Genomic DNA, 16,320 nt, shown 5'->3' on the forward strand with positions numbered 1-16,320 from the left:
AGGTGGCAGAACCGTGCAGTGGACGAAACACAACGAACAAACTGTGTACTCAAATCGCTGGTTCAGCGTCAATCTCGCGGATGTCGAACTACCGGACGGCCGGCACCTCGACCACTTCCTCATACGGCTGCGGCCGGTGGCGGTGGCCACGGTGGTGAACGAGGCCAACGAGGTGCTGCTGCTCTGGCGGCACCGCTTCATCACGGACAGCTGGGGGTGGGAACTCGCGGCGGGCGTCGTCGAGGACGGCGAGGACATCGCCCGCGCGGCCGCCAGGGAACTGGAGGAGGAGACCGGCTGGCGGCCGGGACCGCTGCACCATCTCATGAGCGTGGAGCCGTCCAACGGGCTCACCGACGCCCGGCACCATGTGTACTGGGCCGACGAGGGCGAGTACGTCGGGCACCCCGTGGACGACTTCGAGTCGGACCGCCGGGAATGGGTTCCCCTCAAGCTCGTCCCCGACATGGTCGCCCGCGGCGAGGTCCCGGCCGCCAACATGGCGGCCGCGTTACTTCTGCTGCACCATCTCAGGCTCGGACAGGACGCGTTGCCCTAGGCCGGCGGGCCTCAGCGTCCCAGTGCCTGCCAGATCGCCAGGACGAGGGCACCCACGGCGGTGAGGGCGGCGACCGCGGGCAGCGGCCAGCGCGTGTGTTCGAGCGTGTGGATCCGGGTGTTGAGCTCGTCGATCTCCTTGGCGGTCTCCTCGGTGCGGTGGCTGAGCAGAGCCAGCCCGCCCTCGACGCGGGCATAGGCCACGTCGAGGCGGCGCCGTAACTCTGCGAGTTCTCCGGATACGACGGGATGCTCGGGATCGGCGGCCACGAGTCCGCTCCTTTCCGTAGTCGTTTCACATCCCTTGCAACGCATCTGGAGTCAACTCGCCTGGTGGGCGCCTGGGGAGAGTGTGCGAGGGGCATATGCGAGCCCGGCGCGCACACGGTGTGTGAATACCGCGGGCCCGGCACCCATTCCGGTGCCGGGCCCGCGACTTGGCCGAAATCTGACCGTCCGTAATCGGCCTCGGGGGGTATCCGGGGCGTATGACGAAGTGGCAGAAGACCGCGGCGTATGCGCTGGCGCTCTACGCGCTGCTGGCCGTGGTGATCCGGTTCTCCGGCGGCGGCCAGGGGTGGGGCACGGCGCTACTGCTCGCTCTCGCGGCCACTCCGCTCGCCCTCTGGATGGGCTGGCTGCGCCGCCGCCTCAACGAGCAGGCCGCGGAATGGGGACGCCGCCGGGTCCGGCCGTGGCCGGAGGAGCGGCGGCGTTGAGGTGGCGGCGTCGGCCGGCCGGTCAGTCGTAGGTGTAGAAGCCCGAGCCCGACTTGCGGCCCAGGCGGCCCGCGTCGACCATGCGCTGGAGCAGCGGGGGAGCGGCGTAAAGGGGCTCCTTGTACTCGTCGTACATCGACTGGGCCACCGACGCGACCGTGTCGAGGCCGATGAGGTCGGAGAGCTTCAGCGGGCCCATCGGGTGGGCGCAGCCCATCTCCATGCCGTTGTCGATGTCCTCGCGGCTCGCGATGCCCGTCTCGAACATGCGGATCGCGGAGAGCAGGTACGGGATCAGCAGCGCGTTGACCACGAAGCCGGAGCGGTCCTGGGCGCGGATCGCGTGCTTGCCCAGGAGCTTCTCGGTGAACTGCTCGGCCCGGCCGATGGTGTCCTCGGACGTGGTGAGCGCCGGGATCAGCTCGACGAGCTTCTGCACCGGGGCCGGGTTGAAGAAGTGGATGCCGATGACCCGGTCGGGCCGGGAGGTCGCCACCGCCAGCTTCACCAGCGGGATGGAGGAGGTGTTGGAGGCCAGGATGGCGTCCGGCCGGGTCACGACCTGGTCGAGGACCTGGAAGATCTCGGTCTTGACGTGCTCGTTCTCGACGACGGCCTCGATCACCAGGTCGCGGTCGGCGAACTCGCCGAGGTCCGTGGTGAAGCTCAGCCGGTCCAGCGTGGCCTCGCGCTCCTCCTCGGTGATCTTGCCGCGCTCCGCTGCCTTGGCCAGGGAGTTGTACAGCCGGGTCCGGCCGATCTCCAGGGCCTCGCCGGTGGTCTCGGCGACCATGACGTCCAGACCGACCCGGGCGCACACCTCGGCGATCCCCGCGCCCATCTGACCGCAGCCCACGACTCCGACGCGTGCAATGTCTCCCGCTGGGGTGTCCGTCACATCGTCCCTTTCGCTGCTGATCCACGTCCGGGCAGGTGCTCCGTGGTCGGGTGCCTGCTCCGTTCGAGCACGTTACTCCCAAGTATCGATGATCGATCGCGGGGGTCGGCTCAGAGTCGGGCATTCTGGGCCCGGAGCGATCCGCGACCGGGCGGATCCGCGGCATTTTGGGGCATGCGGATGGGACGAGTGTCACGCAGGGCGTTCGCGGTGGCGGCGCTGTCGGCTTTCACGATGGTGCCTCCGGCGTCGGCCGCGCCCAAGGGGGACGTGGAGTGGGACGGCAAGGGAGGTGACAGGGCGGCTGCCGCCATGCGGGGCGTATGGCTGGCGACCGTGGCCAACCGCGACTGGCCGTCCAAGCCGGGGCTGAGCGCCTCGAAGCAGCGCGCCGAGCTGCGGGGGCACCTCGACATGGCGGTCCGTAGGCGGCTCAACACGGTGTTCTTCCAGGTCAGGCCGACGGCGGACGCACTGTGGCCCTCGCCGTACGAGCCGTGGTCGCAGTACCTCACCGGCACCCAGGGCAAGGACCCGGGCTGGGACCCGCTGGGCACGGCCGTCGAGGAGGCCCACGCCCGGGGTCTGCAGCTGCACGCCTGGTTCAACCCGTACCGGGTCGCCACGCACGCCGACCCGTCCCGGCTCGCCGCCTCGCACCCCGCGCGCCGGAACCCGGACTGGGTGGTGACGTACGGCGGGAAGCTCTACTACAACCCGGGGCTGCCCGAGGTCCGGGCCTTCGTGCAGGACGCGATGCTCGACGCGGTGCGGAAGTACCCCGTGGACGGCGTCCACTTCGACGACTACTTCTACCCGTACCCGGTGGCCGGCCAGCGCTTCGACGACGACGCGGCCTACGCCGAGTACGGCGGCGGCTTCCCGAGCCGGGCGGCGTGGCGGCGGGACAACATCAACAAGCTGGTGCGGGAGACGGCGGCCCGCATCAAGAAGGTCAGGCCGAGCGCCCGCTTCGGCATCAGCCCCTTCGGCGTGTGGCGCAACGCCGCCACGGACAAGCGCGGCTCGGACACCCGCGCCGGCGTGCAGACCTACGACGATCTGCACGCGGACACCCGCAAGTGGGTGCGCGAGAGCTGGATCGACTACATCGTCCCGCAGCTCTACTGGAACATCGGCTTCGCCGCCGCCGACTACGCGAAGCTGGTGCCCTGGTGGGCGGAGGTCGCGCGCGGCACCTCGACGCAGCTCTACGTGGGGGAGGCGCTGTACAAGGCCGGTGACCCGGCGCAGCCCGCGGCCTGGCAGAACCCGGCCGAGCTGTCCCGGCACCTGGCGCTGGCCGAGGACTACGCACAGGTGCGCGGACACGTCTTCTTCGCCGCCAAGGACGTGGCGACCGATCGGATCGGGGCGATGGCGAAAGTGGTCTCCGACCACTACGAGTAGGGGCGACCACTACGAGTAGGGGCGACCACTACGAGTAGGGGCCGCCCACGGGCCGCGTCACGGCCCGGTGGTGGTCTCCCGGTGCCGGATCTCGGTGTCGGGTCCCGGTGAGCACACTCCCTCGTGCCCGTCCTCGAACCGGACGCGGTACGGGGGATTGCCCTCCTGGCCTAGCACTTCGACGATCTCGCCGACCTTGTCGTGCTGACCGACCACCCTGCCGTGCTGGACAAGCTGGTCGCCCACGGTTGCGCGCATCTGGGGCCTCCTCACGAGGTGCGGAGCAGCGGTCCGTGGCCTTCGAGTCTACGGCTGGGGGCGCTGCTCGGCAGGGTGCCGGGCGCGCCCCGTTCAGCCGCGCGCCCGCTGTGTGACGGCGATGCAGACCAGCACCGCCGCTGCCGTCAGCGGGGCGGCCACCGGCAGGTGCTCGCCCAGCAGCAGCACCGACCACACCAGTGTGAGCAGGGGCTGGGCGAGCTGCAACTGGCTCGCCTTCGGGATGCCGATGGCCGCCATGCCCCGGTACCAGACGACCAGGCCGACGAACTGCGAGCCGACCGCGACCCACAGCAGCCCGATGACGCTGTGCGCGGTCAGGTGCACGGGTTCCTGCGCCAGGGCGAGCGCGGCGACGGGCACGGTCAGGGGCAGGCACAGCACCAGCGCCCAGCCGATGACGTGCCAGCCCGGCATGACCCGGGCCAGCCGGCCGCCCTCGGTGTAGCCGGCCGCGCACACCAGCAGCGCGCCGAAGAGGTACAGGTCGGCCGTGCTCAGGGCGCCGCCGCTCTGCTGCACGGTGAAGGCCAGCACCGCCGCAGCTCCCACGAGGGCCGCCGTCCAGAAGGTGCGCGAGGGCCGGGTGCCGACGCGCAGGGCGGAGCAGAGGGCGGTGGTGAGGGGGAGCAGGCCGACCACGACGGCGGCGTGCGCGGTGGTCGAGGTCTGCAGCGCCAGCGTGGTCAGCAGCGGGAAGCCGAGCACCACCCCGCCCCCGACGACCGCGAGACCCGGCCAGTGCCGTCGGTCGGGCAGCGGCACCCGCAGGGCCAGCAGACAGCCGCCCGCGATCACCGCGGCCAGGACACTCCGGACGGCGACCAGCGACCAGGGCCCGAAGCCCTCAAGACCCCAGGCGGTGGCGGGGAACGTGAGGGAGAAGGCGATGACGCCGAGGGCGGCCTGGAGGGTGCCGAGGCCGGAGCGGTCCCGGTCCGCGGCGACTGCTATCCGGGGTGCGGTAGTAGCGCTACTCTGTACTCTCATGCAAGAGCGTAGCAGCGTCGCTGAACTGTCGGAACAGCTCCGGAGGGAGCTCAACCGCTACTCTCCCGGTGGAAAGCTGCCGTCGAGCCGGGCCCTCGTCGAGCGGTTCCGGGTGAGCCCCGTGACCGTGTCCCGGGCCTTGGCGCAGCTCGCCGCCGAGGGGCTGGTGGTCACCCGGCCCGGCGCGGGCGCGTTCCGCGCCGAGGCCCGGACGGCACCGGCGCCCGCCGGGGACACCTCCTGGCAGGAGGTCGCGCTCAGCGCGGACGGCGCCCCCGACCTCGTCCCGCGCTCGGTGGACGCCTCCGGGGTGCTGGCGACGCTGGCCACCCCGCCGCCGGGCGTGATCGAGTTCACCGGCGGCTATCTGCACCCGTCGCTGCAGCCGGAGCGGGCGATGGCCGCCGCCCTCTCGCGCGCCGGACGGCGTCCCGGTGCCTGGGGGCGCCCGCCCATGGAAGGGCTGCCCGAGCTGCGCGAGTGGTTCGCGCGCGGCATCGGCGGGTCCCTCACCGCCGCCGAGGTGCTGATCACCGCGGGCGGACAGTCCGCGCTCACCACCGCCCTGCGCGCCCTCGCCCCGCCCGGCGCCCCCGTGCTGGTCGAGTCGCCGACCTACCCCGGCATGCTCGCCATCGCCCGGGCCGCGGGCCTGCGCCCGGTGCCCGTCCCGGTGGACGCCGACGGTGTGAGGCCGGCGCTGCTCGCCGACGCCTTCCGGGCCAGCGGCGCCCCGGTCTTCGTCTGCCAGCCCCTCTTCCAGAACCCCACCGGCGCCTCGCTCGCGCCCGGGCGGCGCCACGAGGTGCTGCGCATCGCCCGGGAGGCGGGCGCGTTCGTCGTCGAGGACGACTTCGTCCGGCGGCTCGTGCACGAGGACGCCGGGCCGCTGCCGCGCCCGCTGGCCGCAGACGACCCCGACGGCGTCGTCGTCCATGTCTGCTCGCTGACCAAGGCGACCTCGCCGAGCTTCCGGGTCAGCGCCCTGGCCGCGCGCGGTCCGGTCCTGGAGCGGCTGCGCGCCATCCAGGTCGTCGACACCTTCTTCGTGCCCCGGCCCCTTCAGGAGGCCGCGCTGGAACTCGTCGGCTCGCCCGCCTGGCCGCGTCATCTGCGGTCCGTCTCCGCCGAGTTGAAGGCCCGCCGGGACGCGATGACCACCGCGCTCGCACTGCACCTGCCGGAACTCGCCCTGCCGCACGTCCCGTCCGGCGGCTACCACCTGTGGCCGCGGCTGCCCGACGGAGTGGAGGAGTCCGCCCTGACCGCCGCGGCCCTGCGCGCGGGCGTCGCGATCACCCCCGGCCGCCCCTACTTCAGCGCCGAGCCGCCGGCCGCGCACGTCCGGCTGAGCTTCGCGGCGGTCGCGGGGACCGGGGAGCTCGCGGAGGGCGTACGGCGGCTGCGTACGGCCTGCGACGAGGTGCTGGGATAAGGGTTCGACGCGTGCGCGGTGGCCTGCGAGCATCCCGTCATGACCGACACGCCGAGCCTGCCCGAGGGCTACGAGATCTCCACCGACCCCGCCCGCCTCGACGCCGAGCGCGTCCACCACTGGCTGTCCACCGACGCGTACTGGGCGCTGGGCCGGACCCGCGAGAAGCAGGACCGGGCGATCGAGGGCTCGCTCAACTTCGGCGTGTACGAGACGGTCTCGGGGGAGCAGGTCGCCTACGCCCGGGTCATCACGGACCGGGCCACCTTCGCATGGCTGTGCGATGTGTACGTGGACCCCTCGATGCGCGGCAAGGGCATGGGCACCGCGTTCCTGACGGCCGTACGGGACGAGGTGCGGCGGTTCGGGGTGCGTCGGGTCCTGCTCGCCACGCACGACGCGCACGGCGTCTACGAGAAGCTGGGGTTCGCGGAGTTGGAGCACCCCGAGCACTGGATGGCGCTCCTCTTCGGCCAGTGAGGGCCGGGGCACCCTGGGTAACTCCCAGGTAACACCTCTTGACCTGCGCACTTGCGGCACCCACGATCGCCGCATGCCACTTCGGGTCACATTCGTCGCCGCAGCACGCAGCTCCTCGCTGCTCGCCGAGAGATTCGAGGACGACCGGCCGCTGGACCAGGCCGGCTGGGGAGAGGTGGAGCACGCCGCCCAGGGCCTGCTGCCGCTGGCCGCGGCCGAGCTGCGCTACTGCTCGCCGACCCCGCGCAGCCGTGCGACGGGGGAGGGGCTCGGGTACGCGCCGCTGGTGCAGCTCGCCCTGCGGGACTGCGACATGGGCCGCTGGCGCGGGCTGACCCTGGGCGAGGCGATGGCCCGGGAGCCGGAGGCCGTGGACGCCTGGCTCGCCGACCCGCGTGCCACACCGCACGGCGGTGAGTCGCTGATGGACTTCATCACCCGGGTCGGCGGCTGGCTCGACACCCGGCCCGTCGACGACGGCTGCCGTGTCGTGGCGGTGGCCGAGCCGTCCGTGATCCGTGCCGCCCTGGTCTACGCCCTGAAGGCGCCGCCCTCGACGTACTGGAACATCGACGTCCGCCCGCTGTCGACGACCGCCGTGACGGGCCGGGGCGGGCGCTGGCACCTGCGCTTCGACGGGGCGTCCGCTCAGCCCTCGCGCGCGTAGTCGGTGCGCAAGACCAGGTCCTTGGCCGGGCCGCGCACCCGCCACACCGTCCGCCAGTGGTCCGCGTCCAGGACCGTGAACTCGCCGCGGTAGAGGTCCGCCGAGCAGGGGTGGTCGGCGACATACCGCCCGGACGTCAGATCCAGGTCGTGGAACGGCCGTCCGTCGGCGAACCGCACGTCCGCGGTGCCGTCCGGGCCCGGCAGGAACCGCAGCATCCGCTCGGCGGGCCGGGCGACGCCCTGCCAGACGAAGGTGCCGGACTCGTGGTGCAGCAGGCCGCCGGCCGCCTCCGCGCGGAACTCGGTGGTTCCGGCGAACTCCCCTTCCGCGCCGCTCGCGAGATCCCGCACCGACCGCGTCACGCCCCAGCGTCCGGCCAGATACGCCACTGCGTCCGGCACTGGCCAGAACTCGCCCATTCCGTCCCGCTCTCCGTCCCAACCGTTGCTGCGCGACCCATTGACGCGCCACAGCCCCCTCCCTATCTTGCCGTTCGAAGTGCTGATCAATGTCTGATATTTCGAACACTCCTCTACCAGAGAGCCGCGGAGTATCCATGCCAAGCACCGCCCGCACCCGATGGAGAGTCGGTCTCACGACCACCGCCCTCCTGACGGCAGCAGCCCTCGTACCGGCCCCCGCGCACGCCGAGGACGTCACCGACTACGCGATCACCGTCGACCCCTCCGCCCAGGGCGCGGCGATCGACGACACGATGTACGGCGTCTTCTTCGAGGACATCAACCGGGCCGCCGACGGCGGTCTGTACGCCGAGCTCGTGCAGAACCGGTCCTTCGAGTACTCCACCGCCGACAACGGCTCCTACACGCCCCTGACCTCCTGGGCGGTCGGCGGCACGGCCGAGGTCGTGAACGACTCGGGCCGCCTCAACGCGCGCAACCGCAACTACCTCTCCCTGGGCGCCGGTTCGTCCGTCACGAACGCCGGCTACAACACCGGCATCCGGGTCGACCAGGGCAAGCGGTACGACTTCTCGGTGTGGGCCCGGGCCGAGAGCGGCAGCACGCTCACCGTCTCGCTGAAGGACACCGCGGGCACGCTGGCCACCGCACGCCAGGTCGCCGTGAAGGGCGGCTGGGCCAAGTACAAGGCGACCTTCACCGCGACCCGCACCAGCAACCGGGGCCGCCTCGCCGTGGCCTCGACGAACGCCGCCGCGCTCGACGAGGCGTCGCTGTTCCCGCGCGAGACGTACAAGAACCAGCCGAACGGCCTGCGCAAGGACCTCGCCGAGAAGATCGCCGCCCTCAAGCCGGGCTTCGTGCGCTTCCCCGGCGGCTGCCTGGTCAACACCGGCTCCATGGAGGACTACAGCGAGGCCTCGAACTGGCAGCGCAAGCGCAGCTACCAGTGGAAGGACACCATCGGCCCGGTCGAGGAGCGCGCCACCAACTCCAACTTCTGGGGCTACAACCAGAGCTACGGCCTCGGCTACTACGAGTACTTCCGTCTCTCCGAGGACATCGGCGCCATGCCGCTGCCCGTCGTCCCGGCCCTGGTCACGGGCTGCGGACAGAACAAGGCCACCGACGACGACGCCCTGCTCAAGCGGCACATCCAGGACACCCTCGACCTCATCGAGTTCGCCAACGGACCGGCGACCTCCACATGGGGCAAGGCGCGCGCCAAGATGGGCCACCCCAAGCCCTTCCACCTCACCCACATCGGGGTCGGCAACGAGGAGAACCTCCCCAAGGAGTTCTTCGCCCGCTTCCAGCAGTTCCGGGCCGCCATCGCGGCCAAGTACCCGGACATCACCGTCATCTCCAACTCGGGCCCGGACGACGCCGGCACGACCTTCGACACCGCCTGGCAGCTCAACCGCGAGGGCAAGGTCGACATGGTCGACGAGCACTACTACAACAGCCCCAACTGGTTCCTGCAGAACAACGACCGCTACGACTCCTACGACCGCAAGGGCCCCAAGGTCTTCCTCGGCGAGTACGCCTCCCAGGGCAACGCCTGGAAGAACGGCCTCTCCGAAGCCGCGTACATGACCGGCCTGGAGCGCAACGCGGACATCGTCAAGCTCGCGTCGTACGCCCCGCTGCTCGCCAACGAGGACTACGTCCAGTGGCGGCCCGACATGATCTGGTTCAACAACCGGGCCTCCTGGAACTCGGCCAACTACGAGGTCCAGAAGCTGTTCATGACCAACGTCGGCGACCGCGTGGTCCCGTCGAAGGCCACCACCACACCCGACGTCAGCGGCCCCATCACCGGCGCCGTCGGCCTGTCCACCTGGGCCACCAGCGCCGCGTACGACGACGTGAAGGTCACCTCGGCGGACGGCTCCACCCTGCTGAGCGACGACTTCTCGGGCGACGCCTCGAAGTGGACGGGCAGCGGCCGCGGCAGCTGGAGCATCCAGGACGGGAGTTACGTCCAGACCGACGCCGCGACCGAGAACACCATGGTCACGGCGGGCGATCCGGCCTGGAAGGACTACGACCTGCATGTGAAGGCCACCAAGAAGTCCGGCAAGGAGGGCTTCCTGGTCGCCTTCGGCGTCAAGGACACCGGCAACTACTACTGGTGGAACCTGGGCGGCTGGAACAACACCCAGTCCGCGATCGAGCAGGCCGTGGACGGCGGCAAGGGCACGCTGATGACGAAGGCGGGCTCGATCGAGACCGGCCGTGCCTACGACATCGACATCAAGGTGCGCGGCCGCCAGGTCACCCTGTTCCTCGACGGCAAGGAGTGGGGCAGCTTCACCGACGACAAGCCGGCCGAGCCGTTCCGCCAGGTCGTCACCAAGGACGCCAAGACCGGTGACCTGATCGTCAAGGTCGTCAACGCCCAGTCCGCCGAGGCCCGTACGGCCGTCGACCTGGGCGGGGCGAAGGTCGCCTCCACCGCCCGCGTCACCACCCTGGCCGCCGAGCCGGACGCGGTGAACACCGAGACGGACACACCGGTGACGCCCGTGACATCCACCGCCAGGGGTGTCTCCGGGAAGTTCACGTACACCTTCCCGGCGGACTCCGTCACGTTCCTGAGGATCAAGCAGAGGTAGCACCCGTCGGCGTGGGCCGCTGTCCCCGGGCAGCGGCCCACGCCCGGCCCTCACCTGCCGGGCCGGCCACCTGCCGGCCCGGTCATTCGGCGGGGGCCCATCCCCGGACGGTCGGCAGCACCTTCTCGGCGACCCGCAGCAGCACCGCGTCGTCCGGCACCGTCCCGTCCGCGCGCCACAGCGTCACATCCAGGGAACCGCCGCCGTCCTTCGCGTCCCGGGCCACGGTGAGCGCCCGCGCCGGGACACCGGGGCCGCTCTCGCTGTCACTCCCGTCGAGGCGGAAGCGGATGCTGATGGTGCGGTCCGAGTAGAGGACCGCCGGACGCCCCAGCATCGTCCGCTGCCGCGCCTCCTCCCCGAGCGACGCCGCGGACCCGGCCACCGGACGGCCGTCGTAGGTCGCCGCCAGCGTCACCGTGTAGGTCTCGAACTCGACCTGCGCCGAGGGCGTGGCGATCTTCCCGAAGGAGCTGTCGCTGCCGCTCGCGGTCTTCGCGGTCTCGGCGGGGGTGCCCAGCAGAGCCCCGAGGTCGGAACGGTTCAGCGCCTCGCACAGCTCGGCTCCGGAGAGGTTCCTGCCCTTCGGCGGCTCGGTCTCCCCGTCGGAACAGGTGGCGGGTCGAGGCTCGGCGGTCCCGGTGGCCCCGGCCATCTCGTTCTGCGCCCACAGACCGGCGCCGAGCGCCCCCGTCACCAGCACCGCCGCGAGCGCCTGCCCCCATGCTCTGGCGCCGCTGATGTGCGTGCCGCCTTCTTCGGTCATGTCCCCCACCCGCCAAGATCCCCCGATAAGTGCCGAGGGACCTTAACCTGTGGTCATGGTCCCGACAAAGCGGGTTTCCGGGACCGCCGGACAGGGCCCGCTGGCCACCTCGGGGATTGCATAAACGTGCAGAGAAACGTATAGTCATGCCCTCTAAGGAGGAGGTTCCATGGCGGTACGTGCGGCAGTGGCCGGAGCGAGTGGATACGCGGGCGGGGAACTGCTGCGTCTGCTGCTGGCCCACCCCGAGGTGGAGATCGGCGCCCTCACCGGCAACTCCAACGCGGGGCAGAAACTCGGTGCGCTCCAACCGCACCTGCTGCCCCTGGCGGGGCGAGTGCTCCAGGAGACCACCCCCGAGGTCCTCGCCGGTCACGACGTCGTCTTCCTCGCTCTGCCGCACGGGCAGTCCGCCGCCGTCGCCGAGCAACTGGGCCCGGACGTGCTGGTGGTCGACATGGGCGCGGACTTCCGGCTGACGGACGCCGCCGCCTGGGAGAAGTTCTACGGCTCGCCGCACGCCGGAACCTGGCCCTACGGCCTTCCCGAACTGCCGGGTGCCCGCACTGTGCTGGAGGGGTCCAAGCGCATCGCGGTGCCCGGTTGCTACCCGACCGCCGTCTCCCTGGCCCTCTTCCCGGCCTACGCCGCCGGGCTCGCCGGGAACGAGGCCGTGATCGTCGCCGCCTCCGGCACGTCCGGCGCGGGCAAGGCGCCCAAGCCGCATCTGCTGGGCAGCGAGGTCATGGGGTCGATGACCCCGTACGGCGTCGGCGGCGGGCACCGGCACACGCCCGAGATCACCCAGAACCTCAGCGCGGCCGCCGGTGAGCCGGTCACCGTGTCCTTCACGCCCACCCTGGCGCCGATGCCGCGCGGCATCCTCGCCACCTGCAGCGCCGCCGCGCGGGAGGGCGTCACGGCCGAGTCCGTGCGCGCCGCCTACGAGAAGGCCTACGCCGACGAGCCCTTCGTGTATCTGCTCCCCGAGGGGCAGTGGCCCGCCACGGCGTCCGTCTACGGTTCCAACGCCGTTCAGGTGCAGGTCGCGTACGACGCGGCCGCCGGACGGATCATCGTGATCAGCGCCATCGACAATCTCACCAAGGGCACCGCGGGCGGTGCCGTCCAGAGCATGAACATCGCCCTCGGTCTCGACGAGGCCACGGGACTGACGACGATCGGAGTCGCGCCGTGAGTGTGACGGCAGCACAGGGGTTCACGGCGGCCGGGATCGCCGCCGGGATCAAGGAGAACGGCAACCCCGACCTGGCCCTCGTGGTCAACACCGGCCCTCGCCGCGCCGCCGCCGGCGTCTTCACCTCCAACCGTGTGAAGGCCGCGCCGGTCCTGTGGTCCGAGCAGGTGCTGAAGAGCGGCCAGGTGTCCACCGTCGTCCTCAACTCCGGTGGCGCCAACGCCTGTACGGGTCCGAAGGGCTTCCAGGACGCGCACGCCACGGCCGAGAAGGTGGCCGAGGTGCTCGGCCGGGGCGCCATCGAGGTCGCCGTCTGCTCGACCGGACTCATCGGCCTCCTCCTGCCGATGGACAAGCTGCTCCCGGGCGTCGAGACAGCGGCATCCCAGCTCTCCGAGCACGGCGGTGAGAAGGCCGCGATCGCCATCAAGACCACCGACACCGTCCACAAGACGTCCGTCGTGACCAGGGACGGCTGGACCGTCGGCGGCATGGCCAAGGGCGCGGGCATGCTCGCCCCCGGCCTCGCCACCATGCTCGTCGTCCTCACCACCGACGCGGACCTGGACGACGAGGTCCTGGACAAGGCCCTGCGCGCGGCCACCCGGACGACCTTCGACCGGGTCGACTCCGACGGCTGCATGTCCACCAACGACACCGTGCTGCTGCTCGCCTCCGGCTCCGCCGGCGTGACCCCCGGGTACGAGGAGTTCGCCGAGGCCGTACGGCAGGTCTGCGACGACCTCGGCCAGCAGCTCATCCGGGACGCCGAGGGAGCCAGCAAGGACATCAAGGTCGAGGTCATCAACGCCGCGACCGAGGACGACGCCGTCGAGGTGGGCCGCTCCATCGCCCGCAACAACCTCCTCAAGTGCGCCATCCACGGCGAGGACCCCAACTGGGGCCGCGTGCTCTCCGCGATCGGCACGACGTCCGCCGCCTTCGAGCCGGACCGGCTCAACGTGGCCATCAACGGCGTCTGGGTGTGCAAGAACGGCGGCGTCGGCGAGGACCGCGACAAGGTCGACATGCGCTACCGCGAGGTCCACATCGTCGCCGACCTGGCCGCGGGCTCCGAGACCGCCACCATCTGGACCAACGACCTCACCGCCGACTACGTCCACGAGAACAGCGCCTACTCCTCATGAGCGTCACGCGTAAGCACACCGCCCTGCCCAAGGCGCAGATCCTCATCGAGGCGCTGCCGTGGCTGGTCCGGCACAACGGCAAGACCGTCGTCATCAAGTTCGGCGGCAACGCCATGGTCGACGAGGACCTGAAGGCCGCCTTCGCCCAGGACGTGGTGTTCCTGCACCACGCCGGACTCAAGCCCGTCGTCGTGCACGGCGGCGGCCCGCAGATCAGCGCCGCCCTCGACCAGCACGGCATCGTCAGCGAGTTCAAGGCGGGCCTGAGGGTCACCACCGAGGACGCCATGGACGTCGTCCGCATGGTGCTGGCCGGTCAGGTCCAGCGGGAGCTGGTCGGGCTGCTCAACGAGCACGGCCCGCTGGCCGTCGGCCTCACCGGCGAGGACGCCCACACCATCTCCGCCACCAAGCACCAGCCCGAGATCGACGGCGAACTCGTCGACATCGGCCGGGTCGGCGAGATCACCGCGATCGACACGGGCGCCATCGAGGCCCTGCTCGCCGACGGCCGGATCCCGGTCGTCTCCTCGATCGCCCGCTCCCAGGACGATGGACATGTCTACAACGTCAATGCTGATACGGCGGCTGCGGCACTCGCTGCTGCACTGGGCGCCGAAACCCTCATGGTCCTCACGGACGTCGAGGGACTCTACGAGGACTGGCCGAACAGCGACGAGGTGATCAGCCGCCTCACCGCCTCCGAACTGGAGCGGCTGCTGCCCGACCTGTCCTCCGGCATGGTGCCGAAGATGGAGGGCTGTCTGCACGCCGTACGGGGCGGCGTCACCACCGCCCGCGTCATCGACGGCCGGGTCCAGCACTCGATCCTGCTGGAGATCTTCACCGACGAGGGCATCGGCACGATGGTCGTGCCCGACGAGACGCCCGAGGGACCGGGCGAACAGGGGGAGTCATGAGCAATGAGGAACTGACCACGCGGTGGCAGGGCGCCCTCATGAACAACTACGGCACCCCGCTGCTGCCCCTGACGCGCGGCGAGGGCAGCCGCGTGTGGGACACCGAGGGCAACTCCTACCTCGACTTCGTCGGCGGCATCGCGACCAATGCCCTCGGCCACGCCCACCCGGCGATCGTCGAGGCCGTGAGCCGGCAGATCGGCTCCCTCGGCCACGTCTCCAACTTCTTCATGGCCGAACCCACCGTCGCCCTCGCCGAGCGGCTGCTCCGGCTCTTCGGCCGGGACGGCAGGGTCTTCTTCTGCAACTCCGGCGCCGAGGCCAACGAGGCCGCCTTCAAGATCGGCCGGCTGACCGGGCGGACCCATGTGGTGGCCACCGAGGGCGCCTTCCACGGACGGACCATGGGCGCCCTGGCGATGACCGGCCAGCCCGGCAAGCGCGAACCGTTCCTGCCGCTGCCCGGCGATGTCACCCACGTCCCCTTCGGCGACGCGCAGGCACTGGCCGCCGCGGTCACCGAGGAGACCGCGCTCGTCATCATCGAGCCGATCCAGGGCGAGCTCGGCGTCGTCGTCCCGCCCGCCGGCTACCTCAAGGCCGCCCGCGCCATCACCGCCTCGACCGGGGCGCTCCTCGTCCTCGACGAGGTGCAGACCGGCGTCGGCCGGACCGGGCACTGGTTCGAGTACCAGGCCCACGAGGGTGTCCTGCCCGACATCGTCACCCTCGCCAAGCAGCTCGGCGGCGGGCTGCCGCTGGGCGCGACCGTCGCCTTCGGACGGGCCGCGGGGCTGCTCCAGCCCGGGCACCACGGCACGACGTTCGGCGGCAACCCCGTCGCCTGCGCGGCCGGGCTCGCCGTCCTCGACACCATCGAGAACGAGGGGTTGCTGGAGAACGTCAAGCGGCAGAGCGCGACATTGCGGGACGGGATCGAAGGCCTCGGCCACGAGTTGATCGATTTTGTCCGGGGCGCGGGCCTACTCCTGGGTATCGTGCTCACCGAGCCTCTCGCGGCGCAGGTGCGCCAGGCGGCTCAGGAGGCCGGATTCCTGGTGAACGTGCCCGCCCCGGACGTCGTCAGGCTGATGCCGCCGCTGAACCTCGGCGACGACGAGGTGGACGCCTTCCTCGGGGCGCTGCCCGGCATCCTCCAGGCAGTGCGCGGGGACGGACGATCCGGAGAATGAGACGACGATGAGCCAGGCGCAGGACCACGAGCAGGGGGCGAACGGGCCCGCCGTGCCGCAGACCCGCACCGCACGCCACCGCCGGATCGTGGACATCCTCAACCGGCAGCCGGTGCGGTCGCAGAGCCAGCTCGCGAAGCTGCTCGCCGACGACGGGCTGAGCGTCACGCAGGCGACGCTCAGCCGGGACCTGGACGAGCTGAACGCGGTGAAGATCCGCAACACCGACGGCGACCTGATCTACGCGGTGCCCAGCGAGGGCGGTTTCCGTACGCCCCGGGCGCCGTTGGGCGGCTCGGCGAAGGAGGAGCGGATGCGGCGGTTGTCGCAGGAACTGCTCATCTCCGCGGAGGCTTCGGCGAATCTCGTGGTTGTGCGGACCCCTCCGGGGGCGGCGCAGTTTCTGGCGTCGGCGATCGATCAGGCGGAGCTGCACGACATTCTGGGGACGATCGCCGGGGACGACACGTTGATGCTGATCAGTCGGGAGCCGGATGGGGGGCAGGCGCTGGCGGAGCATTTGCTGAGGTTGGCGCAGAACGGGCATTGAGCGCCGTGGTTGTGTGCGGGTGGGCTGTGGCTGGTCGCGCAGTTCCCCGCGCCCCTAAGAAAGGCC

Annotated in this window: 18 protein-coding genes; 12 read left to right on the plus strand and 6 right to left on the minus strand. The window is 71.1% G+C overall.

Going from position 1 to position 16,320, the window contains the following annotated elements:
• The first annotated feature begins 13 nt into the window (after positions 1 to 13).
• Positions 14 to 559 (plus strand): NUDIX hydrolase, encoded by a 546-nt coding sequence (locus KJK29_RS31365; protein WP_189726532.1) that lies wholly within the window; start codon positions 14 to 16, stop codon positions 557 to 559.
• Positions 560 to 570: 11 nt separating this feature from the next.
• Here KJK29_RS31365 and KJK29_RS31370 read toward each other — a convergent pair whose 3' ends face one another.
• Positions 571 to 828: a hypothetical protein gene (locus KJK29_RS31370; protein WP_215122537.1), complete on the minus strand. Its 258-nt coding sequence runs from the start codon at positions 826 to 828 to the stop codon at positions 571 to 573.
• Between the two features lie 218 nt (positions 829 to 1,046).
• On the opposite strand from KJK29_RS31370, the gene KJK29_RS31375 reads away from it, so the two are divergent.
• Positions 1,047 to 1,277: a hypothetical protein gene (locus KJK29_RS31375; RefSeq protein ID WP_215122538.1), complete on the plus strand. Its 231-nt coding sequence runs from the start codon at positions 1,047 to 1,049 to the stop codon at positions 1,275 to 1,277.
• Positions 1,278 to 1,299: 22 nt separating this feature from the next.
• Here KJK29_RS31375 and KJK29_RS31380 read toward each other — a convergent pair whose 3' ends face one another.
• A complete protein-coding gene (locus tag KJK29_RS31380) occupies positions 1,300 to 2,175 on the minus strand; it encodes a 3-hydroxybutyryl-CoA dehydrogenase (RefSeq protein WP_215122539.1) in 876 nt (291 codons plus the stop codon).
• Positions 2,176 to 2,355: 180 nt separating this feature from the next.
• Here KJK29_RS31380 and KJK29_RS31385 point away from each other — a divergent pair, with 180 nt between their 5' ends.
• Positions 2,356 to 3,585, plus strand: a complete 1,230-nt coding sequence (locus tag KJK29_RS31385) for a glycoside hydrolase family 10 protein (RefSeq protein WP_215122540.1) — start codon at positions 2,356 to 2,358, stop codon at positions 3,583 to 3,585.
• 57 nt (positions 3,586 to 3,642) lie between these two features.
• On the opposite strand, the gene KJK29_RS31390 is transcribed toward KJK29_RS31385, so the two are convergent.
• Together KJK29_RS31390 and KJK29_RS31395 are read right to left on the minus strand one after the other, a co-directional pair.
• Positions 3,643 to 3,843, minus strand: coding sequence for a DUF1918 domain-containing protein (locus KJK29_RS31390; protein WP_010045242.1), 201 nt, complete (start codon positions 3,841 to 3,843; stop codon positions 3,643 to 3,645).
• Positions 3,844 to 3,936: 93 nt separating this feature from the next.
• The gene (locus KJK29_RS31395; RefSeq protein ID WP_215122541.1) at positions 3,937 to 4,854 is read right to left on the minus strand and encodes a DMT family transporter; all 918 of its coding nucleotides are present in this window, start codon (positions 4,852 to 4,854) and stop codon (positions 3,937 to 3,939) included.
• Between KJK29_RS31395 and KJK29_RS31400 the strand changes: the two genes are divergently transcribed.
• From KJK29_RS31400 to KJK29_RS31410, 3 genes are all read left to right on the plus strand, one after another.
• The gene (locus KJK29_RS31400; protein ID WP_215122542.1) at positions 4,853 to 6,289 is read left to right on the plus strand and encodes an aminotransferase-like domain-containing protein; all 1,437 of its coding nucleotides are present in this window, start codon (positions 4,853 to 4,855) and stop codon (positions 6,287 to 6,289) included. The genes KJK29_RS31395 and KJK29_RS31400 overlap by 2 nt on opposite strands.
• A gap of 39 nt (positions 6,290 to 6,328) precedes the next feature.
• Entirely contained in the window at positions 6,329 to 6,769 is a 441-nt protein-coding gene (locus tag KJK29_RS31405; RefSeq protein ID WP_215122543.1) for a GNAT family N-acetyltransferase, read from the plus strand.
• 73 nt (positions 6,770 to 6,842) lie between these two features.
• Entirely contained in the window at positions 6,843 to 7,436 is a 594-nt protein-coding gene (locus KJK29_RS31410; RefSeq protein WP_215122544.1) for a histidine phosphatase family protein, read from the plus strand.
• On the opposite strand, the gene KJK29_RS31415 is transcribed toward KJK29_RS31410, so the two are convergent.
• Positions 7,418 to 7,858 (minus strand): DUF6314 family protein, encoded by a 441-nt coding sequence (locus tag KJK29_RS31415; RefSeq protein ID WP_215122545.1) that lies wholly within the window; start codon positions 7,856 to 7,858, stop codon positions 7,418 to 7,420. The two genes, KJK29_RS31410 and KJK29_RS31415, sit on opposite strands and share 19 nt — an antisense overlap.
• Before the next feature lie 137 nt (positions 7,859 to 7,995).
• Between KJK29_RS31415 and KJK29_RS31420 the strand changes: the two genes are divergently transcribed.
• Positions 7,996 to 10,479 (plus strand): alpha-L-arabinofuranosidase C-terminal domain-containing protein, encoded by a 2,484-nt coding sequence (locus KJK29_RS31420; protein WP_215122546.1) that lies wholly within the window; start codon positions 7,996 to 7,998, stop codon positions 10,477 to 10,479.
• A gap of 82 nt (positions 10,480 to 10,561) precedes the next feature.
• Here the strand turns inward: KJK29_RS31420 and KJK29_RS31425 are convergent, their stop codons facing one another.
• Entirely contained in the window at positions 10,562 to 11,245 is a 684-nt protein-coding gene (locus KJK29_RS31425; protein ID WP_215122547.1) for a DUF6215 domain-containing protein, read from the minus strand.
• A gap of 169 nt (positions 11,246 to 11,414) precedes the next feature.
• Here KJK29_RS31425 and argC point away from each other — a divergent pair, with 169 nt between their 5' ends.
• Genes argC through KJK29_RS31450 form a run of 5 tightly spaced genes read left to right on the plus strand, consistent with a single transcriptional unit; the run spans position 11,415 to position 16,254 of the window.
• The gene (gene argC / locus KJK29_RS31430; RefSeq protein WP_215122548.1) at positions 11,415 to 12,443 is read left to right on the plus strand and encodes an N-acetyl-gamma-glutamyl-phosphate reductase; all 1,029 of its coding nucleotides are present in this window, start codon (positions 11,415 to 11,417) and stop codon (positions 12,441 to 12,443) included.
• Positions 12,440 to 13,591: a bifunctional glutamate N-acetyltransferase/amino-acid acetyltransferase ArgJ gene (argJ, locus tag KJK29_RS31435; protein ID WP_215122549.1), complete on the plus strand. Its 1,152-nt coding sequence runs from the start codon at positions 12,440 to 12,442 to the stop codon at positions 13,589 to 13,591. The genes argC and argJ overlap by 4 nt, the downstream gene beginning before the upstream one ends.
• The gene (gene argB / locus KJK29_RS31440; RefSeq protein WP_215122550.1) at positions 13,588 to 14,511 is read left to right on the plus strand and encodes an acetylglutamate kinase; all 924 of its coding nucleotides are present in this window, start codon (positions 13,588 to 13,590) and stop codon (positions 14,509 to 14,511) included. The genes argJ and argB overlap by 4 nt, the downstream gene beginning before the upstream one ends.
• A complete protein-coding gene (locus KJK29_RS31445) occupies positions 14,508 to 15,704 on the plus strand; it encodes an acetylornithine transaminase (protein WP_215122551.1) in 1,197 nt (398 codons plus the stop codon). The genes argB and KJK29_RS31445 overlap by 4 nt, the downstream gene beginning before the upstream one ends.
• Before the next feature lie 7 nt (positions 15,705 to 15,711).
• A complete protein-coding gene (locus tag KJK29_RS31450) occupies positions 15,712 to 16,254 on the plus strand; it encodes an arginine repressor (RefSeq protein ID WP_215122552.1) in 543 nt (180 codons plus the stop codon).
• Positions 16,255 to 16,320: the final 66 nt, after the last annotated feature.

The sequence above is a fragment of the Streptomyces koelreuteriae genome (assembly GCF_018604545.1).
Taxonomy (GTDB): domain Bacteria; phylum Actinomycetota; class Actinomycetes; order Streptomycetales; family Streptomycetaceae; genus Streptomyces; species Streptomyces koelreuteriae.